Raw genomic sequence first — 24,827 nt, forward strand, 5'->3', positions numbered from 1 at the left:
TGGAGAAAACGGAATGTCTTCCTTGCTACGCGCCACCCTGATCACCCTGGCCTTGCTGACCGCCGCGGGGTGCACCAACAAGCCGATCCTCAATACCCAGCACGATATCCCGGCCACCGGGCAGGTCAGCGAAGAGAAAGTCCGGCAGGTCATCGTCAATGCCCTGCAAAAACGTGAATGGTCCGTGCAGCGCCTGAGCCCGCAACTGGTGCAGGCCGAGATCACCGTGCGCAATCAGTTCCATGCTGAAATCGACATCCGCTACACCCGCAACAGCTACGCCATCACCTACCGCGACAGCCGTGACCTGGGCTACAAGAACGGCACCATCCATCGCAACTACAACCGCTGGGTTAGCATGCTGGACCGGGACATCCTGGCGGGGCTGCGCGCCTACGGAGTGAACGAGGCGAATACGTCGCAGCAGAACTGAAGCGCGCTTGACCGGCAGGGCGCCAGAAACGACAAAGGGCGCCTTTCGGCGCCCTCTTCACAAACAGGTTGGCTTGTCATCGCCGCGTCCTGCCTGGCTCTGCGATGGCTGGCGGCGGTGCGACGATTCGACTTGCCCGCGAATGCGGAATGTCAGTCGACACACCTGCCAACTGGCCCACCGCTTTCGCAGGCAAGCCAGCTCCCACAAAGAGCTGCTTCGTTTTAAAGTCCGTTTTTTATTGAACAGCCTTGCGCGTCAACAACTCCACAAACGCCTCGGCCATCGGGGTTTGCCCTCCTTTGCGTTGCACCAGCCACACGGACGTTACCGCGTCCGGGTCGAGGAGCGTGCGATACGCCACCCCATCGATTCGAATGCGCTGGTACGAGGCCGGCAGCACTGACACCCCCAACCCCGCTGCAACCAGGCCGATGATGGTCATGGCCTCGCCCGCTTCCTGGGCGAAGTGCGGGCTGAAGCCGGCGTCACGTGCCAGGTTGAGCAGTTGGGCGTACAGGCCGCTGCCGTAGGTTCGCGGGAAAAACACGAACGGCTCTTCAGCCAACTGCGCCAGATGCAAACCGCGCTCACTGCCCGTCACCAGCGGATGGCCGGCATTCAACACGGCCACCAGCGGCTCGCGCATCAGTTCGATCAGGCTGAGGGAGTCGGGCAACGGCAGTGGCCGCATCAGCCCCACCTGGATCGACTCATCCACCAGAGATTCGGCCACTTGGGTACTGCTCATCTCCTGCAGGTTCAGATGCACCGCCGGGAACGCCTGGCGAAACGCAAAGATCGCCTGGGGGATGCTGGCGTTGAACGGTGCCGACGACGTGAAGCCGATCTTCAGTTCGCCCAACTCACCCAACTGCGCCCGTCGCGCGACATCCGCAGCCTTGTCGACCTGCGCCAGCGCCAGCCGCGCTTCATGCAGGAACAATCGTCCCGCCTCGCTCAGCTCGACCCGACGATTGGTACGCTCAAACAGCCGTGCGCCGACCTCCTGCTCCAGCGCCTGGATCTGCTGACTCAATGGCGGTTGAGAGATGCCCAGCACCTGTGCGGCGCGGCCAAAGTGCAGTTCCTCGGCGACGGCGATGAAGTAGCGCAGATGTCGTAATTCCATCTAAACCTCATTAGGTCGTAAAAGCTATCAAACAGGTCGAACAATATATTGGAAAGAATCGTTAGCCAGCTATATTCTTTTTTGCAGTGCCGATTTCGGCGCACTCTTGCTCCCCGAGGTCCCCCGTGAAAGCTGCTGTCGCGCCCTACGCCCAAGAAGTCCCACCGAACGCCCTGGATGAGGTGGTGGCCCAGCTCAACGAGCAATACATCGAAAAAGACACGCCCATGTTCATGCGCACGGTACTGGCGCTGTTCTCTGGCGGTTTCGCGACCTTTGCTCTGTTGTATTGCGTGCAGCCGATGATGCCGGCGCTGTCCCGGGAGTTTTCCATCAATGCGGCGCAAAGCAGCCTGATTCTGTCGGTGGCCACGGCGATGCTGGCACTTGGGTTGCTGATCACCGGGCCGATTTCCGACACCCTGGGACGCAAGCCGGTGATGGTCGCCGCGTTGTTCAGCGCCGCGCTGTGCACCATTGCCAGCGGTCTGATGCCGACCTGGGAGGGCATCCTGCTGATGCGCGCGCTGGTGGGCCTGTCCCTGAGCGGCCTGGCCGCCGTGGCGATGACCTACCTGAGCGAAGAAATCCATCCACAACACATCGGCCTGGCCATGGGTCTGTACATCGGCGGCAACGCCATTGGCGGCATGAGCGGACGCCTGATCATCGGCGTGTTGATCGACTTCGTCAGCTGGCACACCGCAATGCTGATCATCGGCGCCCTGGCGCTGATCGCAGCGACCGTGTTCTGGAAAATCCTCCCCGAGTCGCGCAACTTCCGCGCCAGCAGCCTCAAGCCGCGCAACCTGCTGGACGGTTTTGTCATGCACTTCAAGGACGCGGGCCTGCCGTGGCTATTCCTTGAGGCGTTCCTGCTGATGGGCGCGTTCGTGACGATGTTCAACTACATCGGCTACCGCTTGCTGGCCTCGCCCTATGAACTGAGCCAGGCGGTGGTCGGTCTGCTGTCGCTGGTGTACCTCACCGGCATCTACAGCTCGGCAAAAATCGGCTCGCTGGCCGACCGCCTCGGTCGCCGCCGCGTCCTGTGGGGAACGATCGTGCTGATGCTCGCCGGTATGAGCCTGACCCTGTTCACACCGCTGTGGCTGGTGGTGCCAGGCATGCTGATCTTCACCTTCGGCTTCTTCGGCGCCCACTCGGTGGCCAGCAGCTGGATCGGGCGCCGCGCGGTGAAAGCCAAGGGGCAGGCGTCGTCGCTGTACCTATTCTGCTACTACGTGGGATCGAGCATTGCGGGGACGGCGGGCGGGTTCTTCTGGCACTTTGCCGGGTGGAACGGGATTGGCGCGTTCATCATCGCGCTGTTGATCGGCGCGTTGCTGGTGGCGTTGAGACTGGCGAAGCTGCCACCGTTGGGAGAAGTGAAGGTCTAAGGCTATTTTGCTTTTATGTGGGAGCTGGCTTGTGTTCAGCCATGAAAAAGCCCGGCATTTGCCGGGCTTTTTCATTATTCGTGGTACTGCGCCGACAGTTCATGCACCGCGCGCAGGAACGCGCCGGCATGCTCCGGGTTCACTTCCGGCGTGATGCCATGGCCCAGGTTGAACACATGCCCTGAGCCCTTGCCGTAGCTGGCGAGGATGCGGCCCACTTCAGTGCGGATCGCTTCCGGCTTGGCATACAGCACGGTCGGGTCCATGTTGCCTTGCAGCGCAACGCGGTTGCCGACGCGCTGGCGGGCTTCGCCGAGGTCGCAGGTCCAGTCCAGGCCGAGGGCGTCGGCACCTGCATCGGCGATGCTTTCCAGCCACAGGCCGCCGTTTTTGGTGAACAGGATCACCGGCACTTTGCGGCCTTCGTGTTCGCGGATCAGGCCGCCGACGATCTTGCGCATGTAGGCCAGGGAAAATTCCTGGTACGCCGCCGCCGACAGGTTGCCGCCCCAGGTGTCGAAGATCTGCACCGCTTGCGCACCGGCCTGGATCTGGCCGTTGAGGTAGGCGGTGACCGACTGCGCCAGCTTGTCCAGCAGCAGGTGCATGGCTTGCGGATTGTCGTAGAGCATCGCCTTGGTCTTGCGGAAGTCTTTCGACGAACCGCCTTCGACCATGTAGGTGGCCAGGGTCCACGGGCTGCCGGAGAAGCCGATCAGTGGCACGCGGCCGTTGAGTTCACGGCGGATGGTGCTCACGGCGTCCATCACGTAACCCAGGTCTTTGTGCGGGTCGGGGATCGGCAGCGCTTCGATGTCGGCCAGGGTGCTGACGACCTTCTTGAAACGCGGGCCTTCGCCGGTTTCGAAATACAGGCCCTGGCCCATGGCGTCAGGGATGGTGAGGATATCGGAGAAGAGGATGGCCGCGTCCAGTTCGGGGTAGCGGTCCAGCGGCTGCATCGTGACTTCGCAGGCGAACGCCGGGTTCATGCACAAGCTCATGAAGTCGCCGGCATTGGCACGACTGGCGCGGTATTCCGGCAGGTAGCGACCGGCCTGGCGCATCATCCACACAGGGGTGACGTCCACGGGTTGCTTGAGCAGGGCACGAAGGAAACGGTCGTTCTTGAGGGCAGTCATGTCGGCATCCGCAAAAAAAGTGCGGGCATTTTCTCAGAGCGCGACGCAAAAGGCACGGAATGCACCGTGCCTTTTATCTATCGGGTCAATTTGTCGCGGACATAAAAGCGCTGCAAAACAAATGTGGGAGCTGGCTTGCCTGCGATTGCGGTAGTTCAGTCGAGACATCCGGTGACTGTTACAGCGCTATCGCAGGCAAGCCAGCTCCCACCGTTTGATCCCATTTCAAGTTGGGATCGGGGTCAGACTTGCAGGTAATCCAGGATCCCTTCGGCGGCGTTGCGGCCTTCGAAGATCGCCGTGACCACCAGGTCCGAGCCGCGCACCATGTCACCACCGGCGAAAATCTTCGGGTTGCTGGTCTGGTGCTTGTACCGGCCTTGCTCAGGCGCCACGACGCGGCCCTGGCTGTCGGTCTGGATGTCGAACTGCTCGAACCACGGCGCCGGGCTTGGGCGGAAACCGAAAGCGATGACCACGGCGTCGGCCGGGATGATCTCTTCGGAACCCGGGATCGGCTCGGGGCTGCGACGGCCACGGGCGTCCGGCTCGCCGAGACGGGTCTCGACCACCTTCACGCCTTCGACCCGGTCTTCACCGACGATGGCGATCGGCTGGCGGTTGTAGAGGAATTTCACGCCTTCTTCCTTGGCGTTCTTCACCTCTTTGCGCGAGCCCGGCATGTTCGCTTCGTCACGACGATAGGCACAGGTCACAGCCTTGGCGCCCTGGCGGATCGAGGTCCGGTTGCAGTCCATCGCGGTGTCGCCACCGCCCAGCACCACCACCTTCTTGCCTTTCATGTCGACGAAATCTTCCGGCGACTTTTCAAAGCCCAGGTTGCGGTTGACGTTGGCGATCAGGAAGTCCAGCGCGTCATACACACCCGGCAGGTCTTCGCCGGCAAAGCCGCCCTTCATGTAGGTGTAGGTGCCCATGCCCATGAACACGGCATCGTATTCGGCGAGCAGTTGCTCCATGGTCACGTCTTTGCCGACCTCGGTGTTCAGGCGGAACTCGATGCCCATGCCGGTGAACACTTCGCGACGGTTGCTCAGTACGGTTTTTTCCAGCTTGAACTCGGGGATGCCGAAGGTCAGCAGACCACCGATTTCCGGGTTCTTGTCGAACACCACCGGGGTCACGCCGCCACGCACCAGCACGTCGGCACAGCCCAGGCCGGCAGGACCGGCGCCGATGATGGCGACGCGCTTGCCGGTCGGCTTGACCTTGGACATGTCCGGGCGCCAGCCCATGGCGAACGCGGTGTCGGTGATGTACTTCTCCACCGAACCGATGGTCACCGCGCCGAAGCCGTCGTTGAGGGTGCAGGCACCTTCACACAGACGGTCCTGCGGGCACACCCGGCCGCACACTTCCGGCAGGGTGTTGGTCTGGTGCGACAGCTCGGCGGCCGCAAGGATGTTGCCCTCGGCCACCAATTTGAGCCAGTTGGGAATGAAGTTGTGCACCGGGCACTTCCATTCGCAATACGGGTTGCCGCAACCCAGGCAACGATGTGCCTGGTCGGACGACTGCTGGGGTTTGAAGGGCTCGTAGATTTCCACGAACTCTTTCTTGCGTTGACGCAACAGTTTCTTCTTCGGATCTTTGCGCCCGACATCGATGAACTGGAAGTCGTTATTCAGACGTTCAGCCATGTTAAAACCTCATCAAACTCTTCAGGCGCATATCACTGCGGGTTGGCACGGATGCTGGAAAGCAACGATTTCAGGTTGGCAGCCTTGGGCTTGACCAGCCAGAAACGACGCAGGTAATCATCGAGGTTCTCGGCGAGGTTACGCCCCCATTCGCTGCCGGTTTCCTCAACGTATTCATCCAGCACGTGTTGCAAGTGGTTCCGGTAGGACTCCATGGCTTCGCCGCTGATGCGCTGGATCTCGACCAACTCGTGGTTGACCTTGTCGACGAAGGTGTTGTCCTGGTCGAGCACATAGGCGAAACCGCCAGTCATGCCCGAACCGAAGTTGTAACCGGTCTTGCCCAGTACCGCGACAAAGCCTCCGGTCATGTACTCGCAGCAGTGATCGCCAGTGCCTTCCACCACGGTGTGGGCACCGGAGTTACGCACGGCGAAACGCTCACCGGCGGTACCGGCGGCGAACAGCTTGCCACCGGTGGCGCCGTACAGGCAGGTGTTGCCGACAATGGCGCTGTCCTGGGTCTTGTACACGCTGCCTTTGGGCGGAACGATGACCAGCTTGCCGCCGGTCATGCCCTTGCCCACGTAGTCGTTGGCGTCGCCTTCCAGGTACATGTGCAGACCGCCGGCGTTCCACACGCCGAAGCTCTGGCCCGCAGTACCCTTGAAGCGGAACGTGATCGGCGCCTTGGCCATGCCTTGGTTGCCGTGCTTGCGCGCGATTTCGCCGGAGATACGTGCACCGATGGAACGGTCGCAGTTACAGATATCCAGTTCGAACTCGCCACCGCTGGCGTCGCTGATCGCGCCACCGGCAATTTCCACCATCTTCTCGGCCAGCAGGCCCTTGTCGAATGGCGGGTTGCGCTCCACACCGCAGAATTGCGGTTTGTCAGCCGGGATGTGATCGCTGCCGAGCAACGGCGTCAGGTCCAGGTGGTGTTGCTTGGCGGTCTGGCCTTCGAGAACTTCCAGCAGATCGGTGCGGCCGATCAGCTCTTCGAGGGAGCGCACGCCCAGCTTGGCCAGCCACTCACGGGTCTCTTCGGCGACGTAGGTGAAGAAATTCACCACCATGTCGACGGTGCCGATGTAGTGATCCTTGCGCAGCTTTTCGTTCTGGGTCGCCACGCCGGTGGCGCAGTTGTTCAGGTGGCAGATACGCAGGTATTTGCAGCCCAGGGCGATCATCGGCGCAGTACCGAAGCCGAAGCTTTCGGCGCCAAGAATCGCGGCCTTGATCACGTCGAGGCCGGTTTTCAGGCCACCGTCGGTCTGCACACGGACCTTGCCACGCAGGTCGTTGCCGCGCAGGGTCTGGTGGGTTTCGGCCAGGCCGAGCTCCCATGGTGCGCCGGCGTACTTGATGGAGGTCAGCGGCGATGCACCGGTGCCACCGTCGTAACCGGAGATGGTGATCAGGTCGGCATACGCCTTGGCCACACCGGCGGCGATGGTGCCCACGCCGGCTTCCGCCACCAGTTTCACCGAGACCAGCGCCTGCGGGTTGACTTGTTTCAGGTCGAAAATCAGCTGCGACAAATCTTCGATCGAGTAGATGTCGTGGTGCGGCGGTGGCGAGATCAGGGTCACGCCCGGTACCGCATAACGCAGCTTGGCGATCAGGCCGTTGACCTTGCCGCCAGGCAGCTGACCGCCTTCGCCGGGCTTGGCGCCCTGGGCCACTTTGATTTGCAGCACTTCGGCGTTGACCAGGTATTCCGGGGTGACACCGAAGCGACCGGTGGCCACTTGCTTGATTTTCGAGCTCTTGATGGTGCCGTAGCGCGCCGGGTCTTCGCCGCCTTCGCCGGAGTTGGAACGCGCACCCAGGCGGTTCATGGCTTCGGCCAGGGCTTCGTGGGCCTCGGGCGACAAGGCGCCCAGGGAAATACCGGCGGAGTCGAAGCGCTTGAGGATCGCGTCCAATGGTTCGACTTCGCTGATGTCCATCGCGGTGTCCAGGGTCTTCACCTTGAACAGGTCGCGGATCATCGACACCGGGCGGTTGTCCACCAGCGCGGTGTATTCCTTGAACTTGGCGTAGTCGCCCTGCTGCACGGCGGCTTGCAGGGTGTTCACCACGTCCGGGTTGTACGCGTGGTATTCGCCACCGTGCACGAACTTGAGCAGGCCGCCTTGCTGGATCGGCTTGCGCGCGCTCCAGGCTTCGGCGGCCAGGGCTTTCTGTTCGGCTTCGATGTCGACGAAACGCGCGCCCTTGATACGGCTTGGCACGCCACGGAAGCTCAAATCGCAGACTTCTTCGGACAGGCCGATGGCCTCGAACAGCTGCGCGCCCCGGTACGACGTGATGGTGGAGATACCCATCTTCGACAGGATTTTCAGCAGGCCCTTGGTGATGCCTTTACGGTAGTTCTTGAACACTTCGTAGAGGTCACCCAGCACTTCGCCGGTACGGATCAGGTCGCCCAGCACTTCGTAGGCCAGGAACGGGTACACCGCCGAGGCGCCGAAACCGATCAGCACCGCAAAGTGATGCGGGTCGCGGGCGGTGGCGGTTTCCACGAGGATGTTGGAGTCGCAGCGCAGGCCTTTTTCGGTCAGGCGGTGGTGTACCGCGCCAGTGGCCAGCGACGCGTGGATCGGCAGTTTGCCCGGCGCGATATGACGGTCGCTCAGTACGATCTGGGTACGACCGGCGCGCACGGCTTCTTCGGCCTGATCGGCGACGTTGCGCACCGCGGCTTCAAGGCCGACGCTCTCGTCGTAGTTCAGGTCGATGATCTGGCGATCGAAGCCCGGGCGATCCAGGGTCATCAGCGAGCGCCATTTGGCCGGGGAAATCACGGGCGAACTGAGGATCACGCGGGAGGCGTGCTCAGGCGATTCCTGGAAGATGTTGCGCTCGGCACCGAGGCACACTTCCAGGGACATCACGATAGCTTCGCGCAGCGGGTCGATCGGTGGGTTGGTCACCTGGGCGAACTGCTGGCGGAAATAGTCGTACGGCGTGCGCACGCGCTGGGACAGTACGGCCATCGGCGTGTCGTCGCCCATGGAACCTACCGCCTCGTAGCCTTGCTCGCCGAGCGGACGCAGCACCTGGTCGCGCTCTTCGAACGTGACCTGGTACATCTTCATGTACTGCTTGAGCTGGTCGACGTCGTAGAAAGCCGAACCGTGGTCGTTGTCTTCCATGGTCGCCTGGATACGCAGGGCGTTCTTGCGCAGCCATTGTTTGTACGGGTGACGCGACTTCAAGCGGTTGTCGATGGCGTCGGTGTCGAGGATCTGCCCGGTTTCGGTGTCCACGGCCAGGATCTGGCCAGGGCCCACGCGGCCTTTGGCGATGACGTCTTCGGGCTTGTAGTCCCACACGCCGATTTCCGACGCGAGGGTGATGAAACCGTTGGTGGTCGTGACCCAACGCGCCGGGCGCAGACCGTTACGGTCGAGCAGGCACACCGCGTAGCGGCCGTCGGTCATTACCACGCCGGCCGGACCGTCCCACGGCTCCATGTGCATCGAGTTGTACTCGTAGAATGCACGCAGGTCCGGGTCCATGGTCTCGACGTTCTGCCACGCTGGCGGAATGATCATCCGCACGCCACGGAACAGGTCGATGCCGCCGGTAACCATCAGCTCGAGCATGTTGTCCATGCTCGAGGAGTCGGAACCCACGCGGTTGACCAGCGGGCCGAGCTCTTCCAGGTCCATCAGGTCGTTGGTGAACTTGGTGCGACGGGCCTGGGCCCAGTTGCGGTTACCGGTGATGGTGTTGATCTCGCCGTTGTGGGCGAGGAAGCGGAATGGCTGGGCCAGCGGCCATTTCGGCAGGGTGTTGGTGGAGAAGCGCTGGTGGAACACGCAGATTGCGGTTTGCAGGCGCTCGTCGCTCAGGTCCGGATAAAAGGCGGTGAGGTCCGCCGGCATCATCAGGCCTTTATAAATGATGGTCTTGTGGGAAAAGCTGCAGATGTAGTGATCGACATCCGCGGCATTGGCCACGGAAGAACGGCGACGGGCGCTGAACAGCTTGATCGCCATGTCCTGGTCGCTCAGGCCGTCACCCGCGATGAACACTTGCTCGATCTGCGGCAGACGCTCGTGGGCCAGACGGCCGAGTACGCTGGTGTCGATCGGCACTTTGCGCCAGCCGACGAGCTGCAGGCCTTCGGCCAGGATCTCGCGGTTCATGTTCTCGCGAGCGGCTTCGGCTTTGACCGGATCCTGGTTGAAGAACACCATGCCCACGGCGTACTGCTTGGGCAGGTCGACAGCAAATTGTTCTTTTGCGACAGCGCGCAGAAACAGGTCGGGCTTTTGAATCAGCAAGCCACAACCGTCACCGGTCTTGCCGTCGGCGTTGATCCCACCACGGTGGGTCATGCAGGTCAGGGCCTCGATGGCCGTTTGCAAAAGGGTATGACTGGGCTCGCCCTGCATATGGGCTATCAGGCCGAAACCGCAGTTATCCTTGAATTCATCGGGTTGGTACAGACCTGCTTTCATAGACACTTTCTCACCAGGCTGCCTCTTCTATCGAGGCAAATTTCTTTTCAATTCAACCGGTTACCTTCCACGCCGAACGTACGCCGGCTTAGCGGGGGCAAAAGGGAGGTCATTGTACACACCGACACGAACGCTCACAAATTTAGCGACGAAATGTCGCAAATCTATGTCGCATTTATGAAAGGTTTAAAGCGATACGCTGTGCTAGTCAAAACTTTTTTAATTCTGACTGCCGCGACTCAAAAGCTACTGTGACGCAGACACCACAAAGCGCGCGGCCTTCAGGGCTGCACGCTGTTGTAGTTTTTTTGAGGTGCCGGGAGGGCGGCCTGGGTAAGGCCGCCGGATCTTCAGCGAGTTGTTGCGAGTTCTTGTTGAACGCTGGCAACAGTGCGAGGCCAAGGTTTACCAGCCTGAACCTTCGCTGGCAAGGCTTTGATGGCAGAATCAGCCGCGGCACGGCTTGCGAAGTTGCCATAAGTGATCACGTAGAGAGGCTTGCCGTTGAGCACTTTCTTGAAATAACGGTACTCGCCGCCCTGCTCTTTCACGAACGCCTGGGCGTTGGCTTCGGAGCTGGTGCCAAGGATCTGCACCACAAAGTTGCTGGCCGGCTGGCTGCCGTACCAGCCACTGCCTGCGGCGCCAGCCTTGGCGACGGTGGCAGCGGGCTTCTCAGCCGGTTTGGCTGCGGGTGCTGGCGCTGGCTTGGCGGCAGGTGCAGGCGCAGCCGGCTTGGTCACTGGCGCAGGCTTGGCAGTTGCGACCGTAGGTGCCGGTGTGGGCTTGGCGGCTGGCTGGCCGGCTGGCACGCCTGCAGGTGGCGCAGTGGTGGTGACCGTCGGCGGGGTGGCGCTGGAACCTTCCACCGGCACACCGTCGTCCCCCTCGGAGATACCACCGGCCTCTTCAGCCAGCGGGCCGCGCATCACGGGCTGGCCGACCATCGGCAGGTTGGTCGGCTGGCCGGAGTTGGCGAATTCGACATTTGGCGTGGGTTTGCCCAGTGGCAATTGCGCCTGTTCGGTTGGCGTGCCGGCAGTTGTCGGTGCCTTGCTGCGCCCCGGAATCAACCAGGCGGCGGCAACGGCGACCACGACAACGGCGGAGATAGCCAGTACGTGCTTCTTAGGCATAGTGAACCCCATCTTTGGACGCTTCACCGCGGAACGGCTGGCAATCATGGCTTCGATCATGGCATCGCGGGCGACCTGGTTGATGGTGCCAGGCCAGCCGTCGGAGCTTTCGTGAATATCAGAGATCTGCTGAGCGGAGAAAAGTTCGATACCCGCCCCTGCGCCTTCGAGGCGTTGAGCCAGGTATTCGCGGGTTTCTTCCTCTTCGTACGGCTGCAATTCGATGACGTGGAACAGTTCCTGGTCGCCACTGATCTGCTCCAGCTCGGCGATCAGCGAAGACTCACCGAACAGGAACACATGGGGACGGCCTTCCGGTGTGCCCGCCGCCAGCGCCAGCAACGCCTCAAGGGCGGACTCGTCGAGCTGCTCGGCGTCGTCCACCAGCAGATAGACTTCCTGGCCGGTCAGGCCCAGCTGCACCACCTGCTTGAGGATCGCGTTCGGCTCGGCGGTTGCCACGTCCAGGGCCTGGGCCACTTGGCGCAACACTCCCGCCGCATCACCGGCACCACGGGCCGACACCACCACGCTCTGCACCGACTGCTTGTTGGTGCTGGCCACCAGCGCCTGGCGCAGCAGGGTCTTGCCACTGCCCAACGGGCCGGTCACGACCAGCAGCAATTGGCTATAGCGCGCCAGGTGGTGCAACTGGCCGAGCACCGGCTTGCGCTGGGCCGGGAAAAATTTGAAGCCGGGCACCCGTGGAGCAAAAGGGTCATGGCTCAGGTGGTAATGGCCGAGGAACGCCTCGTCGGCATGCAAACTAGTCATCGGGATCTTATTAACCTTTAAGCTGGGCCAGGGCGCGGTAATCCGCTCCCAGCGTGGCCTGTAAAATCTCTTTCGGATAATCGTCGGTCACCACCGCTTCGCCCATGTGGCGCAGCAGCACCAGTCGCAGTCGACCGTCGATCACTTTCTTGTCTATCGCCATATGTTCGAGGAAGTCGGCCTCGGTCATCTCCTCCGGCGGGATAACCGGCAAGCCGGCTCGCTGGAACAGACGGATGCCACGGTCCCGCTCCTGGGCGGTGATCCAGCCCAGACGCTGCGACATCTCCAGCGCCATCACCGTGCCAGCCGCTACGGCCTCCCCGTGCAACCAGACACCATAGCCCATGTGCGTTTCGATCGCATGGCCGAAGGTGTGGCCCAGGTTCAAGGTGGCCCGCACGCCGGACTCCCGCTCGTCGGCATTTACCACCAGCGCCTTGGCGGCACAGGAACGGGAAATGGCTTCGGTGAGGGCCGCCTGGTCGAGGTTGCGCAGCGCATCCACATGCTCTTCCAGCCAGGTAAGGAACGGCTCGTCGCAGATCAGGCCGTACTTGATGACTTCCGCCAGGCCCGCCGACAACTCGCGCGGCGGCAGGGTGTTGAGGGTGGCAGTGTCGATCAGCACGGCATTGGGCTGGTAGAAAGCACCCACCATGTTCTTGCCCAGCGGATGGTTGATACCGGTCTTGCCTCCCACCGACGAATCGACCTGGGACAGCAGGGTGGTCGGCACCTGGATAAAGTCCACGCCACGCTGGTAGCAGGCAGCCGCGAAGCCGGCCATATCGCCGATCACACCGCCGCCCAGGGCGATCACAGTGGTGCGGCGGTCGTGGCGAGCGGTGAGCAGGCCATCGAAGATCAGTTGCAGGGTTTCCCAGTTCTTGTGGGCTTCACCGTCGGGCAGGATCACGGAAATCACCGAATACGCCGACAGGCTGCGGCTCAGACGCTCAAGATACAGCGGCGCGACCGTTTCATTGGAGATGATCGCCACCTGCCGCCCGGCAATATGCGGCGCGAGCAACTCGGGCTGGTCCAACAGCCCCTCGCCAATATGGATCGGGTAGCTGCGCTCGCCTAGATCGACCTTAAGTGTCTGCATGTGTCCCCGCGTTGAAGATGTATTGACGACCGGTAACATTGAAATCTGACGCCACCTAATGGCTCTACGCCACACTCCGGCGGGTGATAGCGCGCCGCCGAGAATAGCGCATTTCGGGCCAGGCTTTAACGGGGTGGCAGTTGCTGCAAGCGCTCGAGAATATCGAGCACCACCATCCGCGGCGGCCGCTCATCGGTTTCCACCACCAGGTCGGCGATTTCCCGATACAGCGGATCGCGCAGCGTCAGCAGGTCTCGCAGGGTTTTCTCCGGGTTGGCCGTGCGCAGCAACGGACGATTGCGATCGCGGGCAGTGCGGCCCACCTGCTGCTCGACCGACGCATGCAGATAGACCACCCGACCACCGGCATGCAATGCGCGACGGTTTTCATCGCGCATTACCGCGCCACCGCCGGTCGCCAATACCACGCCGTCGCAGCCGCACAGCTCGGCGATCATCGCCTGCTCGCGGTCACGAAAGCCCAGTTCGCCTTCCTTATCGAAGATCCATGGGATATTGGCGCCCGTGCGCAATTCAATTTCCTTGTCGGAATCTTTGAACGGCAGGCGCAGCTCTTTGGCCAGCAAACGGCCGATGGTGCTTTTTCCAGCGCCCATCGGACCTACAAGAATCAAATTTCGCACAGAATCAACGACTCACAGCAATCGCCTGGTTATTCATGATACGCGGAGTCAGGAATACCAGCAGCTCGGATTTTTTCTCCGCCAGCACATCGCGCCGGAAAAGGCGGCCAAGATACGGCACATCGCCCAAAAATGGCACTTTATCTACCACTTTGCTTTGGGTATTGGAGAAAACACCGCCAATGACGATGGTCTCGCCATCCTTGACCAGAACCTTGGCGTTAACCTCGTTTTTCTTGATCGGCGGCACGTCGTTGAGCTTGTTCAAGTAGTCAGGCTCATCCTTGGTGACCTTGACCTCCATGATCACGCGGTCATCCGGGGTGATCTGCGGGGTCACTTCCAGCGAGAGCGAGGCCTCCTTGAACGACACCGATGTGGCGCCACTGGAGCTGGATTCCTGATAGGGAATTTCGGTGCCTTTGAGGATGCGCGCGGTTTCCTTGTCGGACGTAACCACCTTGGGTTGGGAAACAATTTCCCCGTTACCGGTCTTTTCCATGGCGGTCAGTTCCAGATCCAGCAACAGGTTGTCGGTGATGAAGGCGAGACCCAGCCCCGACGTGCCGGTAAAGGCTCCCATATCGACGAACGGCGAACTGGGCGGGTTTTCCGGCGGCGTCGCCCCTTCGGGCAAAGGTTTGTCGATGCCGCCCGCCGACCAATTCCCGCGATTGAGCCGCCCGCCCCAGCGCACTCCCAGGCTTTTGTCATAGTCGACGTTGGCCTCGACGATCCGCGCCTCGATCATCACCTGACGCACCGGAACATCCAGTTGCGCCACGATTCGCCGCAACTCCTCCAGGCGCTCGCCGGTCTGGTAGGCGATGATGTTATTGGTGCGATCATCCACCGCCACCGAGCCACGTTCATCGGCGCCGTCTTCCAGCCCCGTCACCGACTGGAACAGCTTGGCCAGGTCCGCCGCCTTCGCGTAGTTGACCTGCAACAACTCCCGACGCAACGGCGCCAATTCGGCCATTTGCTTGCGCGCCTCCAGCGTCAGGAGCTCGCGAGCCGCCAATTCATCGGCAGGCGCCACCAGCAAAACACCCGCCTTGACCCGCTTGTCCAACCCCTTGGCTTGCAGCACCAGGTCCAGCGCCTGGTCCCAGGGCACGTCCTTGAGTCGCAGGGTGATCGTGCCCTGCACATCGTCGCTGGCAACCAGGTTCAGGCCGGCCACATCGGCAATCTGCTGCAAGACCGCACGCAGGTCGATGTTCTGGAAGTTGAGGCTCAGTTTGCCTCCGGTATAGGTACCCTGAGCCGCGCTGCCAGGGGGTGGCAGCTGGATCAGGTCCACGCGATTGGGCACAGCGACAGCCATCGGTGCCGTGAACGCTATCCATAGCGCCGCACCGAAGGACGAGAAAATCCTTTTCATTGATTCGATTCCGTTATGAGTTGACGTTCAACACAAGACTGCGCGAGCGCTCCAGCCAGGCGCCCTGTTCATCAGGAAAAAGCTCGACCAGTTCGACATGGTCGTCATGAATGGCCGTGATGCGGCCATGGTCCGGCCCGAGATAGTCGCCGACAGCCAGTCGGTGCACCTCCGAGGCGGCACGCAGCAGAGCGAAGGTCTGCGCACCGCGGGACAAGGTGCCGACCATTTCGAACCGGTCGGTAGCCACTCCTTCCAGCGCCCCTCGCGGACGGGCGAGGTCCGGCGCCGGAACGGTACGGCCAGGTGCCCGAGCGACCTGCACAGCCAGCGGCCGAAACGGGTCGCGCAGCGCAGCGGCGTCGTAGGCGAAGCCAGGCACCGGCGCAATGATGTCTTCGGACACACCGTGCCTTCCAGCCTGCTCACGCCAGTAACTGCTGGCCAACAGGTCGAGCCGCAGTCCCGGGCCCACGGAGCGCAGGGTCATGTCGCGCACGATGACCAGGCGCCCCAGCCCGCCCAGGGCACTGACGAATGTCGCCAGGTCGTGATAGCCCCCAGCGACCGTCACTTGCAAGGACTGCTCGGAATACAGCGACTGCGCCTGCTGCTCCAGGGGAGCGACCGCCTCGACCAGCAGACCGTTGACTGCCGCCAACCGGGCGATATCGTCCAACAGGGCAGGCACTTCGGACCTGCCGGGCAATGACTGCCATAACATTTCAACCTTTTCCTGCATGACCTGCAGTCGACGCACACGGTCTTCAAGGCTGGCAGACAAGGTCGTCTTGTGTGCGAGTTGCTGCTGCAACTCCCCTTCCCGCACCTCGGCCTGCTGCAAACGCTCCCGGGACGGCCCCAGAGACAGGCACTCACCCACCACCAGCACCAGCCCCGCCAGGGCACAGCCCAGCAGGACCTTGCCAGGCAAGGGCCATTTTGCAGCGTTGTGAGAAAGTGCGGAAAAGTCGAGCCCCGACAGGCTCAAGGTTGCGCCTCGGTCGAGTCGCCCTGACGCACCATCAATTGAAATTCATTTTGACCGTGCTCACCTTCAGCGCGCACATGCTGCAAGCGGGTGGCATGGGTCCCTTCGGACGCCTCCAGCCGGCGCATCAACTGGGCGATATCCTGGCTGGATTCGGCACTGCCGCTGATGCTGACCGTATCCCCCCTGGCGACCACTTCGTGCAGATGAACGCCTTCAGGCACCGCACGGGCCAATTGATCGAACAATCGGGCATTGGTCGAGCGGCCATCATGCAGGTCTTGCACGACCCTCATGCGCTCCGCCAGCTGCTGGCTTTGCTCCTGGAGATCATCAATGGTCTTGATACGCGCATCCTGGACAGCGACTTCCTTGACCAGGTGGTTATTGCGCGCTGCTTGCCGGTCGATCGCCTGATCGATCACCTGGTCCGCCAGCCACACTGCCGCGAGCGCCGCGCAGGCGAACGCCAACAAAAAGATGAGGAAATATTTGCGCCGACGTTCGGCCAGTACCTGGCGCCAAGGCAAAAGGTTGATTCGTGTCATCAAGCGAAACTCCTCAGGGCCAACCCGCAAGCAATTCCCATCCCTTGGGCATCCACGGCCCATTGTGCACCATCGACTCGATGGCCCGGCGTGAAGCTGGCGAAATCCTGACGGCAAGCGCGCTCCAATGCAAACGCTTCGACATCCACCACCCGCGGCACCAGCCCGGCCAGGGCCAAAACGGCCTCGCGCGCTTCGACCTGCTCCTTCAGGCAAGCCGCCAGCAGCACCTCCACGCGCGCCGGGTCCCGGGGCGAAACACCCTTGACCTGAAAGTCGATGGCCACCTCGTCCAGGGGATAAGGAATGTATTGGTCCGCCTCCATCTGAATCTTCCAGACCATCTCGTCGTCGCTGAGCCCCGCCTCCAGCTCGATCACCCGCGTGATGACCGACGGCCCCGCCACGGCAACCGCAGCGCCCCGGGCGACAGTATTCATTTTTCCCCACGCCTCGCGCAGCGCCCGCCCGACTCCGTCGAGGTCCAACAACGTGCCATCGACCACCGCATGGGCCGGCAATGCCTGGGAAACGTAGCCTTGAACACGGTAACCGTGACCCGAACGTTCCAGCTCGACGAGCCGCAAGCTCGTGTCATTGATGTCGACACCCAGGACGGCATCGACTTTTCGCCTGAAAAATCCCTTTATCATAAAACTCCCCAAAACTTTCCCTGTCATACCGCCTGATCGGCGCCGGGCAACGTGCAATCGGTCGACTTGTTTGAGTGGCGCGAATGACGCCCCAAGCCGAAAAATGCTTTAATGCCCAGCGTTTTTTCCCGCTTTTATCTGCAGCTCGGGTCGATCCATCGTTTGCCATGCATGCCCCGGCGCCTAACCCATTCTTTTCTCTGGAAATCCAAAAGCCTTGATTCGTCTGCTGAAGTTTTTCGGGTACTCCATTGTCGCCATCGTCTGCGGGCTGCTGCTCGTACTCAGCGGTGCCTACCTCTACCTTAGTCCGGGTTTGCCCTCCGTAGAGGCGCTTAGAAGTATCCAGTTGCAGATTCCTTTGCGGGTCTACAGCAGCGATGAAAAGCTGATCGCGGAGTTCGGCGAAATGCGCCGCACACCGATCCGTTTTGCCGATATTCCGCCCAATTTCATCAGCGCCCTGCTCTCGGCAGAGGACGATAATTTCGCCAACCACTACGGTGTCGACCCCAGCAGCCTGGTGCGTGCGGCGACTCAATTGGTAAAAAGCGGACACATTCAGTCCGGCGGCAGCACCATTACCATGCAGGTGGCGAAGAACTTCTTCCTTACCAGCGAACGCAGTTTTTCACGCAAGGCCACCGAGATCCTGCTGGCGCTGCAAATCGAACGTCAGCTGACCAAGGACGAGATCCTCGAGCTGTACGTCAACAAGATCTATCTGGGTAACCGCGCCTACGGCATCGAAGCCGCGTCCCAGGTCTACTACGGCAAGTCGATTCGCGAAGCCAGCCTGGCGCAGATGGCCATGATTGCCGGCCTGCCCAAGGCGCCGTCGCGCTTCAATCCCCTGGCCAACCCGGCGCGCAGCAAGGAGCGCCGCGACTGGATCCTGGGCCGCATGTACAAGCTGGGCAAGATCGACCAGGCAGCTTATGAAAGTGCCGTGGCCGAACCGCTGAACGCCAGCTACCACGTGCCGACGCCGGAAGTGAACGCCCCCTACATTGCCGAGATGGCCCGCGCCGAAATGGTTGGCCGTTATGGCAGCGATGCCTATACCGAAGGTTTCCGCGTCACCACGACCGTTCCAAGCGACCTGCAGGAAATCGCCAACAACTCGGTGCACGAAGGCCTGATCACCTACGACCAGCGCCACGGCTACCGCGGCCCCGAGTCGCGCCTGCCTGGCAAGACCCTGAGCGCCTGGGCCACCGAACTGGGCAAACAGCGCCCGATCAGTGGCCTGGAGCCAGCCATCGTCACCCAAGTGAAGAAGGACGGTCTGCAAGTGCTGACCCGCACCGGCGAAGCGCATGTGTCGTGGGACAGCATGAAATGGGCGCGCCCGTTCCTGAACACCAACAGCATGGGCGCCCTGCCCAGGCAGCCGTCGGATGTGGCGCAGGTGGGCGACTTGATCCGCGTGAAACGCCAGAAGGACGACAGCCTGAAATTCAGCCAGGTGCCAGTGGCCCAGGGTGCCCTGGTGTCCCTCGACCCGCAAAACGGTGCCATCCGTGCCCTGGTGGGCGGTTTTGCTTTCGAGCAGAGCAACTACAACCGCGCCACCCAGGCCAAGCGCCAGCCGGGTTCGAGCTTCAAACCGTTCATCTACAGTGCCGCGCTGGATAACGGCTACACCGCCGCCAGCCTGGTCAACGACGCCCCGATCGTGTTCGTCGACGAGTACCTGGACAAGGTCTGGCGCCCGAAGAACGACACCAATACCTTCCTCGGCCCGATCCGCGTCCGCGAAGCCCTGTACAAGTCGCGCAACCTGGTGTCGATCCGCCTGCTGCAAGCGATGGGCGTCGGCAAGACCATCGACTACATCACACGCTTCGGCTTCAACAAGTCCGACCTGCCGCCGAACCTGTCCCTGGCACTGGGTACGGCGACCCTCACACCGATGGAAATCGCCACCGGCTGGAGCACCTTCGCCAACGGCGGCTACAAGATCAGCCCGTACCTGATCGACAAGATCGAGAGTCGCAACGGCGAAACCCTGTTCACCGCCAACCCGCCACGAGTGCCGGGCGACGTGGTCAACGGCGTGGCCGCCACCGATGGCCTGGCCGCTCCGAGCCATGGCGGCATCACCATTGAGCCGACGCCGGGCGTTGCAGCAGCGGCCACTGCCGCCACAACACCGAACGAGCCACAGGCACCCGCCGTGGCCGAGCGTGTGGTGGATGGGCGCACCACGTTTATCCTCAACAGCATTCTCGAGGACGTGATCAAGAAAGGCACCGGCCGTCGCGCCCTGGCCCTGGGCCGCGCAGACATCGCGGGCAAGACCGGTACCACCAACGAATCCAAGGACGCTTGGTTCTCCGGCTACAACGCCGACTACGTGACCACCGTGTGGACCGGCTACGACCAACCGGAAAGCCTGGGCCGCCGCGAGTTCGGCGGTACCGTGGCCCTGCCGATCTGGATGAGCTACATGGGCGCAGCCCTGAAGGACAAGCCGCTGCATACCCAGCCGGAGCCGGAAGGCATCCTCAGCTTGCGAATCGATCCGGTAAGTGGCCGGGTGGCGTCGCCCAGCACGCCAAACGCCTTTTTCGAACTGTTCAAGAGCGAGGACACGCCGCCGTCGGTCAACGAGTTGGGCAACGGCGTTGCACCGGGCAGCCCATTGCCGGCAGATGAGGCGGCGCCGATTGATCTCTTCTAACCAGTGATATCCCGTGTGGGAGCGGGCTTGCCCGCGAATGCGGTGGGTCAGTCGCCAGATTTTATTGACTGACATTGCGCTTTCGCGGGCAAGCCCGCTCCCACATTGTGATCGTGCGCAGGCCTTGAGCTTATCGCCAGGCAACAAAAAGCCCCGACTCGCAAGAGCCGGGGCTTTTTGTTGGTGCGCTACAACGGCTTAGCCGTTGAACACATCATCCACGCTTTTCAGCGGGTAGTGCTTCGGATACGGCAGGGTCGCCACGCCAGTCTCGATGGCAGCCTTGGCCACAGCATCGGAGATCAGGGTGATCAGGCGCTTGTCCATCGGTTTCGGGATGATGTACTCACGACCGAATTCCAGCTTGATGCCACCGTAGGCGTCGCTCACTTCCTGAGGCACCGGCAGCTTGGCCAGTTCACGCAGGGCGTTGGCGGCAGCGACTTTCATCTCTTCGTTGATACGCTTGGCGCGAACGTCCAGGGCACCACGGAAGATGAACGGGAAGCCCAGTACGTTGTTGACCTGGTTCGGGTAGTCCGAACGACCGGTGGCCATGATCACGTCGCTACGGGTGGCGTGAGCCAGTTCCGGCGAAATCTCTGGATCCGGGTTGGAGCAGGCGAACACGATCGGGTCGGCCGCCATGGACTTGAGGCCTTCGGCGCTCAGCAGGTTCGGGCCGGACAGGCCGACGAACACGTCTGCACCGTCGAGGGCGTCTGCCAGGGTGCGCTTCTCGGTCGCGTGGGCAAACATCGCCTTGTACTGGTTCAGGTCGGTACGCTCGGACTGGACCACGCCCTTGCTGTCGACCATGAAGATGTTTTCCAGCTTGGCGCCCATGCTCACCAGCAGTTTCATGCAGGAGATGGCGGCAGCACCGGCACCCAGGCAGACGATTTTGGCGTCAGCCAGGGTTTTGCCGGCGATTTCCAGGGCATTGATCATGCCCGCAGCGGTCACGATCGCGGTGCCGTGCTGGTCATCGTGGAAAACCGGGATGTCGCATTGTTCGATCAGGGCCTTTTCGATCTCGAAGCACTCAGGTGCCTTGATGTCTTCCAGGTTGATGCCACCGAAGGTGATGGAAATGCGCTTGACCGTGTCGATGAAAGCCTGCGGGCTTTCGGAGTCGACTTCGATGTCGAAAACGTCGATGCCGGCAAAGCGTTTGAACAGCACGCCCTTACCTTCCATGACTGGCTTGGAGGCCAATGGGCCGAGGTTGCCCAGGCCGAGAATCGCGGTGCCATCGGAAATCACTGCAACCAGGTTGCCCTTGCCGGTGTACTTGTACGCCAGTTCAGGGTCGCGGGCGATTTCACGTACGGGCTCGGCAACACCAGGGCTGTAGGCCAGCGACAGGTCGCGGGCAGTGGCAGTGGCTTTGGTGAGCTCTACACTCAGCTTTCCTGGACGAGGATTGGCATGATATTCGAGAGCGGCAGTTTTCAAATCAGACATATCGGCATTCCGCTTTTACTGTTGGTCGACGGACCGCCGAGGATACGCGTGTCGTAAAGTCCCTACAAGACTGGGCAGTCACAGGTGTCAAGGGCCCTGCGCTACGACTTTCGGCCAAGAGCCACGGGATACAAGGGCTCAACTGTTCACAATCACAAGTAAAAATGTCTACAATTTTTTCTTGCAGTGCCCCGGGGTCAAATCCCGGGTACAAAAAAGGCGCCCCTGGGGACGCCTTTTTCATCAGCCTGGAAAAACCGCAGGGGTTTCCCAGGTTGATCGGCCTCAGGCCTTTTTGGCACCGAAAGCACCGAAGCGATCGGCGAACTTCTGAACGCGGCCGCCGGTGTCCAGAGTCTTCTGCTTGCCGGTGTAGAACGGGTGGCATTCGTTGCACACGTCAGTGCTCAGCGGCTTGGCCAGGTTCGAACGGGTTACGAACGAGTTGCCGCAGCTGCAGGTAACTTGGATTTCTTCGTATACAGGATGGATATCGGCTTTCATGGCACTTCCTCAGGCTAGCGTGCCGCCACTCGACACTATTGTCGAATACCGCACGTAATTAGGCCGCGGATTCTACCAGAGCTTTTTAAACGCGCAAGCGGCGGTGCCGGTCGATTCCGCACATATAAGCCCCTTTCATCAGAAATTCCTATGCACACCCTACTTCCCTGTGGGAGCGGGCTTGCTCGCGAATACGGTAGAACAGCCGCTATCTCCAGCGACTGATACAGCGCCTTCGCGAGCAAGCCCGCTCCCACAATGGATGGCAGTGTTCTGAAGGCCCAATTCCGGCACCCGAGACGGGACACCCCCACCGCAGGTCTGCTAGGCTCCCGCCCCTGCGCCACCGCCTGCCTTCATATGAGACCCCCGCGTGCCCGACGCCATTTTGCGCCTAGCCCTGCCCTCGCCCCTGCGCCGCCTGTTCGATTACCAGGCCCCCGCCGGCGTGTCGCGCGCCAGCTTGCAACCCGGCATGCGCGTGCGGGTGCCGTTCGGTCGGCGCGAGATGATCGGCATCCTGGTGGAAGTCGCCGACCACAGCGAAGTGCCCGCCGACAAGCTCAAACCGGCGCTTGCCATCCTCGACACCACGGCGCCGTTGCCGCCGGCACTGTTCAAGCTGTGCCTGTGGACCGCCCAGTATTACCAGCACAGCCTGGGTGACACCCTGAGCTGGGCGTTGCCGGTACTGTTGCGCCAGGGCGAGTTGGCCGAAGCGCGCCAGGAGCGCTTCTGGTCGATGGTTCCCGGCGCGCGCCTGGACGATCCGCGCATCGCCCGCGCACCGCGCCAGCGCGAAGCCTTGGCAACCCTGGGCCAACACCCCCACGGCGTGGCCCATCAGTTGCTGAGCAAGCTGATGCTAAGCAAGGACAGCCTCGACCTGCTGCTCGCCAAAGGCCTGGTGCAAGTGGAAATCCGCAAGCACGCCCCCGACGCACGCCATGAACACTGGCTGGCCCAACCGGAACTGCCGCTGAACAGCGAGCAACGCGCAGCGTATGAAGCGATTCGCGCAGGCTTCGACAGTTTTCACGCCTTCCTGCTGGCCGGCGTCACCGGCAGCGGCAAGACCGAAGTCTATTTGCAGTTGATCCGCGAAACCCTGCAGGCCGGCAAGCAAGCCCTGGTGCTGATTCCCGAGATCAACCTCGGGCCGCAGACCCTGGCGCGTTTCGAGCAGCGCTTCAACGCCCGTATTGCGCTGGTCCACTCGGCGGTCAATGACCGTGAGCGCCTGGAGTCCTGGCTGGCCGCGCGGGACGGCGAGGCTGACATCATTATCGGCACCCGTTCGGCACTGTTCACTCCGATGAAGCACCCCGGGCTGATCATCATCGACGAGGAACACGACGGCTCCTATAAACAGCAGGAAGGCTTGCGCTACCACGCCCGCGACCTGGCACTGGTTCGGGCGCGCCAGGAAGACATCCCGATTGTGCTGGGTTCGGCCACTCCTTCCCTGGAAAGCCTGCACAACGCTTACACCGGCCGTTACGGCCTGCTGCGCCTCAACGAGCGGGCCGGCGGCGCCAAACAGCCGCGCTTCCTGCGCCTGGATGTGAAAAGCCGTCCGCTGGACAGCGGCATTTCCGGGCCGATGCAGCAAGTCATCGGCCAGACCCTCGCCGCCGGCCAGCAAGTCCTGGTGTTCCTCAACCGCCGTGGCTTTGCGCCGACGCTGTTGTGCCATGACTGTGGCTGGATGTCCGAGTGCGAGCGCTGCGACGCCCGCATGACCGTGCACCAACGCTACGGCGAGTTGCGCTGCCATCACTGCGGCCATGTGGAACGGGTGCCGCGCCAGTGCCCGCAGTGCGGCAAAGTCGACCTGCGCCCCGTCGGCGCAGGCACCGAACGGGCCGAGGAGCGCCTGGGCATTTTGTTCCCGGACTACCCGGTGCTGCGGGTCGACCGCGACAGCACCTCACGCAAGGACGCAATGAACCAGCTGTTCGCCACCATCCAGAAGGGCCACCCGTGCATCCTGGTCGGTACGCAGATGCTCGCCAAGGGCCACCACTTTCCCCGGGTGACCCTGGTGTCGATCCTCGATGCCGACGGCGGGCTGTTCTCCGGTGATTTCCGCGCCAGCGAGCGCATGGCGCAGTTGATCGTGCAGGTGGCAGGCCGCGCCGGGCGTGCCGAAGAGCCTGGCCGGGTGATCATCCAGACACACCTGGCCGACCACCCGCTGTTGATCCAACTGACCGAGCAAGGCTACTTCGCCTTCGCCGAGCAAGCGCTGAGCGAACGCCGCGCCGCCGGCCTGCCGCCCTTTGCCCATCTGGCCCTGCTGCGGGCCGAGGCCCACAAGCCAGGGCAAGCCGAGGGTTTTCTCGATGAAGCGTGCAGCGCCGCCGAGGGTTTGCTGGGAGAACTGGGTTTGACCGGCATCGAATTGCTCGGTCCGGTCCCCGCCCCCATGGAGCGCCGCGCCGGGCGTTATCGCGCTCAGCTACTCTTGCAGGCAACCGCTCGCGCGCCACTGCATCGGTTATTGAGCAGTTGGTTGCTTGCGCTGGAGCAAATGCCCAGTGGCCGGCAAGTGCGATGGTCGCTGGATGTAGACCCGGTAGATTTGTACTAACCCTGGCCACAGGTCCCGCGAAGGTTGGCAAGCCCGCCCTCGCCACGGATAATGCCCAGTTTTTCCACCCGCGCATCGCGCGCCGCC

Annotated in this window: 16 protein-coding genes and 1 pseudogene; 4 read left to right on the forward strand and 13 right to left on the reverse strand. The window is 62.1% G+C overall.

The genetic code is table 11. The annotated features are described in order from the left end of the window. Nucleotides 1-13 precede the first annotated feature (13 nt). Nucleotides 14-433, forward strand: coding sequence for a hypothetical protein (locus ACW9IN_RS19990; protein WP_457367492.1), 420 nt, complete (start codon nt 14-16; stop codon nt 431-433). Between the two features lie 238 nt (nt 434-671). Here the strand turns inward: ACW9IN_RS19990 and ACW9IN_RS19995 are convergent, their stop codons facing one another. After that, complete coding sequence (locus ACW9IN_RS19995) at nt 672-1,565, reverse strand: LysR family transcriptional regulator (RefSeq protein WP_457367493.1); 894 nt, start codon at nt 1,563-1,565, stop codon at nt 672-674. Nucleotides 1,566-1,738: 173 nt separating this feature from the next. Between ACW9IN_RS19995 and ACW9IN_RS20000 the strand changes: the two genes are divergently transcribed. Beyond that, nucleotides 1,739-2,965, forward strand: a complete 1,227-nt coding sequence (locus tag ACW9IN_RS20000; RefSeq protein ID WP_457367527.1) for an MFS transporter — start codon at nt 1,739-1,741, stop codon at nt 2,963-2,965. 74 nt (nt 2,966-3,039) lie between these two features. On the opposite strand, the gene hemE is transcribed toward ACW9IN_RS20000, so the two are convergent. The 10 genes and pseudogenes from hemE to pilM all read right to left on the reverse strand — a co-directional run bounded on the left by hemE (nt 3,040) and on the right by pilM (nt 17,490). Beyond that, nucleotides 3,040-4,107, reverse strand: a complete 1,068-nt coding sequence (gene hemE, locus ACW9IN_RS20005) for a uroporphyrinogen decarboxylase (RefSeq protein ID WP_457367494.1) — start codon at nt 4,105-4,107, stop codon at nt 3,040-3,042. Between the two features lie 242 nt (nt 4,108-4,349). After that, entirely contained in the window at nt 4,350-5,768 is a 1,419-nt protein-coding gene (locus tag ACW9IN_RS20010) for an FAD-dependent oxidoreductase (RefSeq protein WP_457367495.1), read from the reverse strand. A 32-nt stretch (nt 5,769-5,800) separates the two neighbouring features. After that, on the reverse strand, nt 5,801-10,246 hold the full coding sequence (gene gltB / locus ACW9IN_RS20015) for a glutamate synthase large subunit (protein WP_457367496.1): 4,446 nt from the start codon (nt 10,244-10,246) through the stop codon (nt 5,801-5,803). A gap of 350 nt (nt 10,247-10,596) precedes the next feature. Then, nucleotides 10,597-12,156: an AAA family ATPase gene (locus ACW9IN_RS20020; RefSeq protein ID WP_457367497.1), complete on the reverse strand. Its 1,560-nt coding sequence runs from the start codon at nt 12,154-12,156 to the stop codon at nt 10,597-10,599. Between the two features lie 10 nt (nt 12,157-12,166). Then, a complete protein-coding gene (aroB, locus tag ACW9IN_RS20025) occupies nt 12,167-13,267 on the reverse strand; it encodes a 3-dehydroquinate synthase (RefSeq protein WP_457367498.1) in 1,101 nt (366 codons plus the stop codon). A 125-nt stretch (nt 13,268-13,392) separates the two neighbouring features. Beyond that, entirely contained in the window at nt 13,393-13,911 is a 519-nt protein-coding gene (gene aroK, locus ACW9IN_RS20030) for a shikimate kinase AroK (protein WP_457367499.1), read from the reverse strand. 4 nt (nt 13,912-13,915) lie between these two features. After that, nucleotides 13,916-15,169 (reverse strand): annotated as a pseudogene (locus ACW9IN_RS20035) (type IV pilus secretin PilQ); the annotation flags it as partial. Between the two features lie 142 nt (nt 15,170-15,311). After that, the gene (locus tag ACW9IN_RS20040; protein WP_457367500.1) at nt 15,312-16,289 is read right to left on the reverse strand and encodes a pilus assembly protein PilP; all 978 of its coding nucleotides are present in this window, start codon (nt 16,287-16,289) and stop codon (nt 15,312-15,314) included. After that, entirely contained in the window at nt 16,286-16,837 is a 552-nt protein-coding gene (locus ACW9IN_RS20045; RefSeq protein ID WP_457367501.1) for a PilN domain-containing protein, read from the reverse strand. The genes ACW9IN_RS20040 and ACW9IN_RS20045 overlap by 4 nt, the downstream gene beginning before the upstream one ends. After that, a complete protein-coding gene (pilM, locus tag ACW9IN_RS20050) occupies nt 16,837-17,490 on the reverse strand; it encodes a type IV pilus assembly protein PilM (protein WP_457367502.1) in 654 nt (217 codons plus the stop codon). The genes ACW9IN_RS20045 and pilM overlap by 1 nt, the downstream gene beginning before the upstream one ends. A 220-nt stretch (nt 17,491-17,710) precedes the next feature. On the opposite strand from pilM, the gene ACW9IN_RS20055 reads away from it, so the two are divergent. Further along, on the forward strand, nt 17,711-20,176 hold the full coding sequence (locus tag ACW9IN_RS20055) for a penicillin-binding protein 1A (RefSeq protein WP_457367528.1): 2,466 nt from the start codon (nt 17,711-17,713) through the stop codon (nt 20,174-20,176). A 198-nt stretch (nt 20,177-20,374) separates the two neighbouring features. On the opposite strand, the gene ACW9IN_RS20060 is transcribed toward ACW9IN_RS20055, so the two are convergent. Next, nucleotides 20,375-21,643, reverse strand: coding sequence for a malic enzyme-like NAD(P)-binding protein (locus ACW9IN_RS20060; RefSeq protein WP_457367503.1), 1,269 nt, complete (start codon nt 21,641-21,643; stop codon nt 20,375-20,377). Nucleotides 21,644-21,928: 285 nt separating this feature from the next. After that, nucleotides 21,929-22,147: a 50S ribosomal protein L31 gene (rpmE, locus tag ACW9IN_RS20065; RefSeq protein ID WP_457367504.1), complete on the reverse strand. Its 219-nt coding sequence runs from the start codon at nt 22,145-22,147 to the stop codon at nt 21,929-21,931. Between the two features lie 373 nt (nt 22,148-22,520). Here rpmE and ACW9IN_RS20070 point away from each other — a divergent pair, with 373 nt between their 5' ends. Continuing rightward, a complete protein-coding gene (locus tag ACW9IN_RS20070; RefSeq protein ID WP_457367505.1) occupies nt 22,521-24,740 on the forward strand; it encodes a primosomal protein N' in 2,220 nt (739 codons plus the stop codon). Nucleotides 24,741-24,827 lie beyond the last annotated feature (87 nt).

This window comes from Pseudomonas sp. SDO5271_S396 (genome assembly GCF_054071795.1).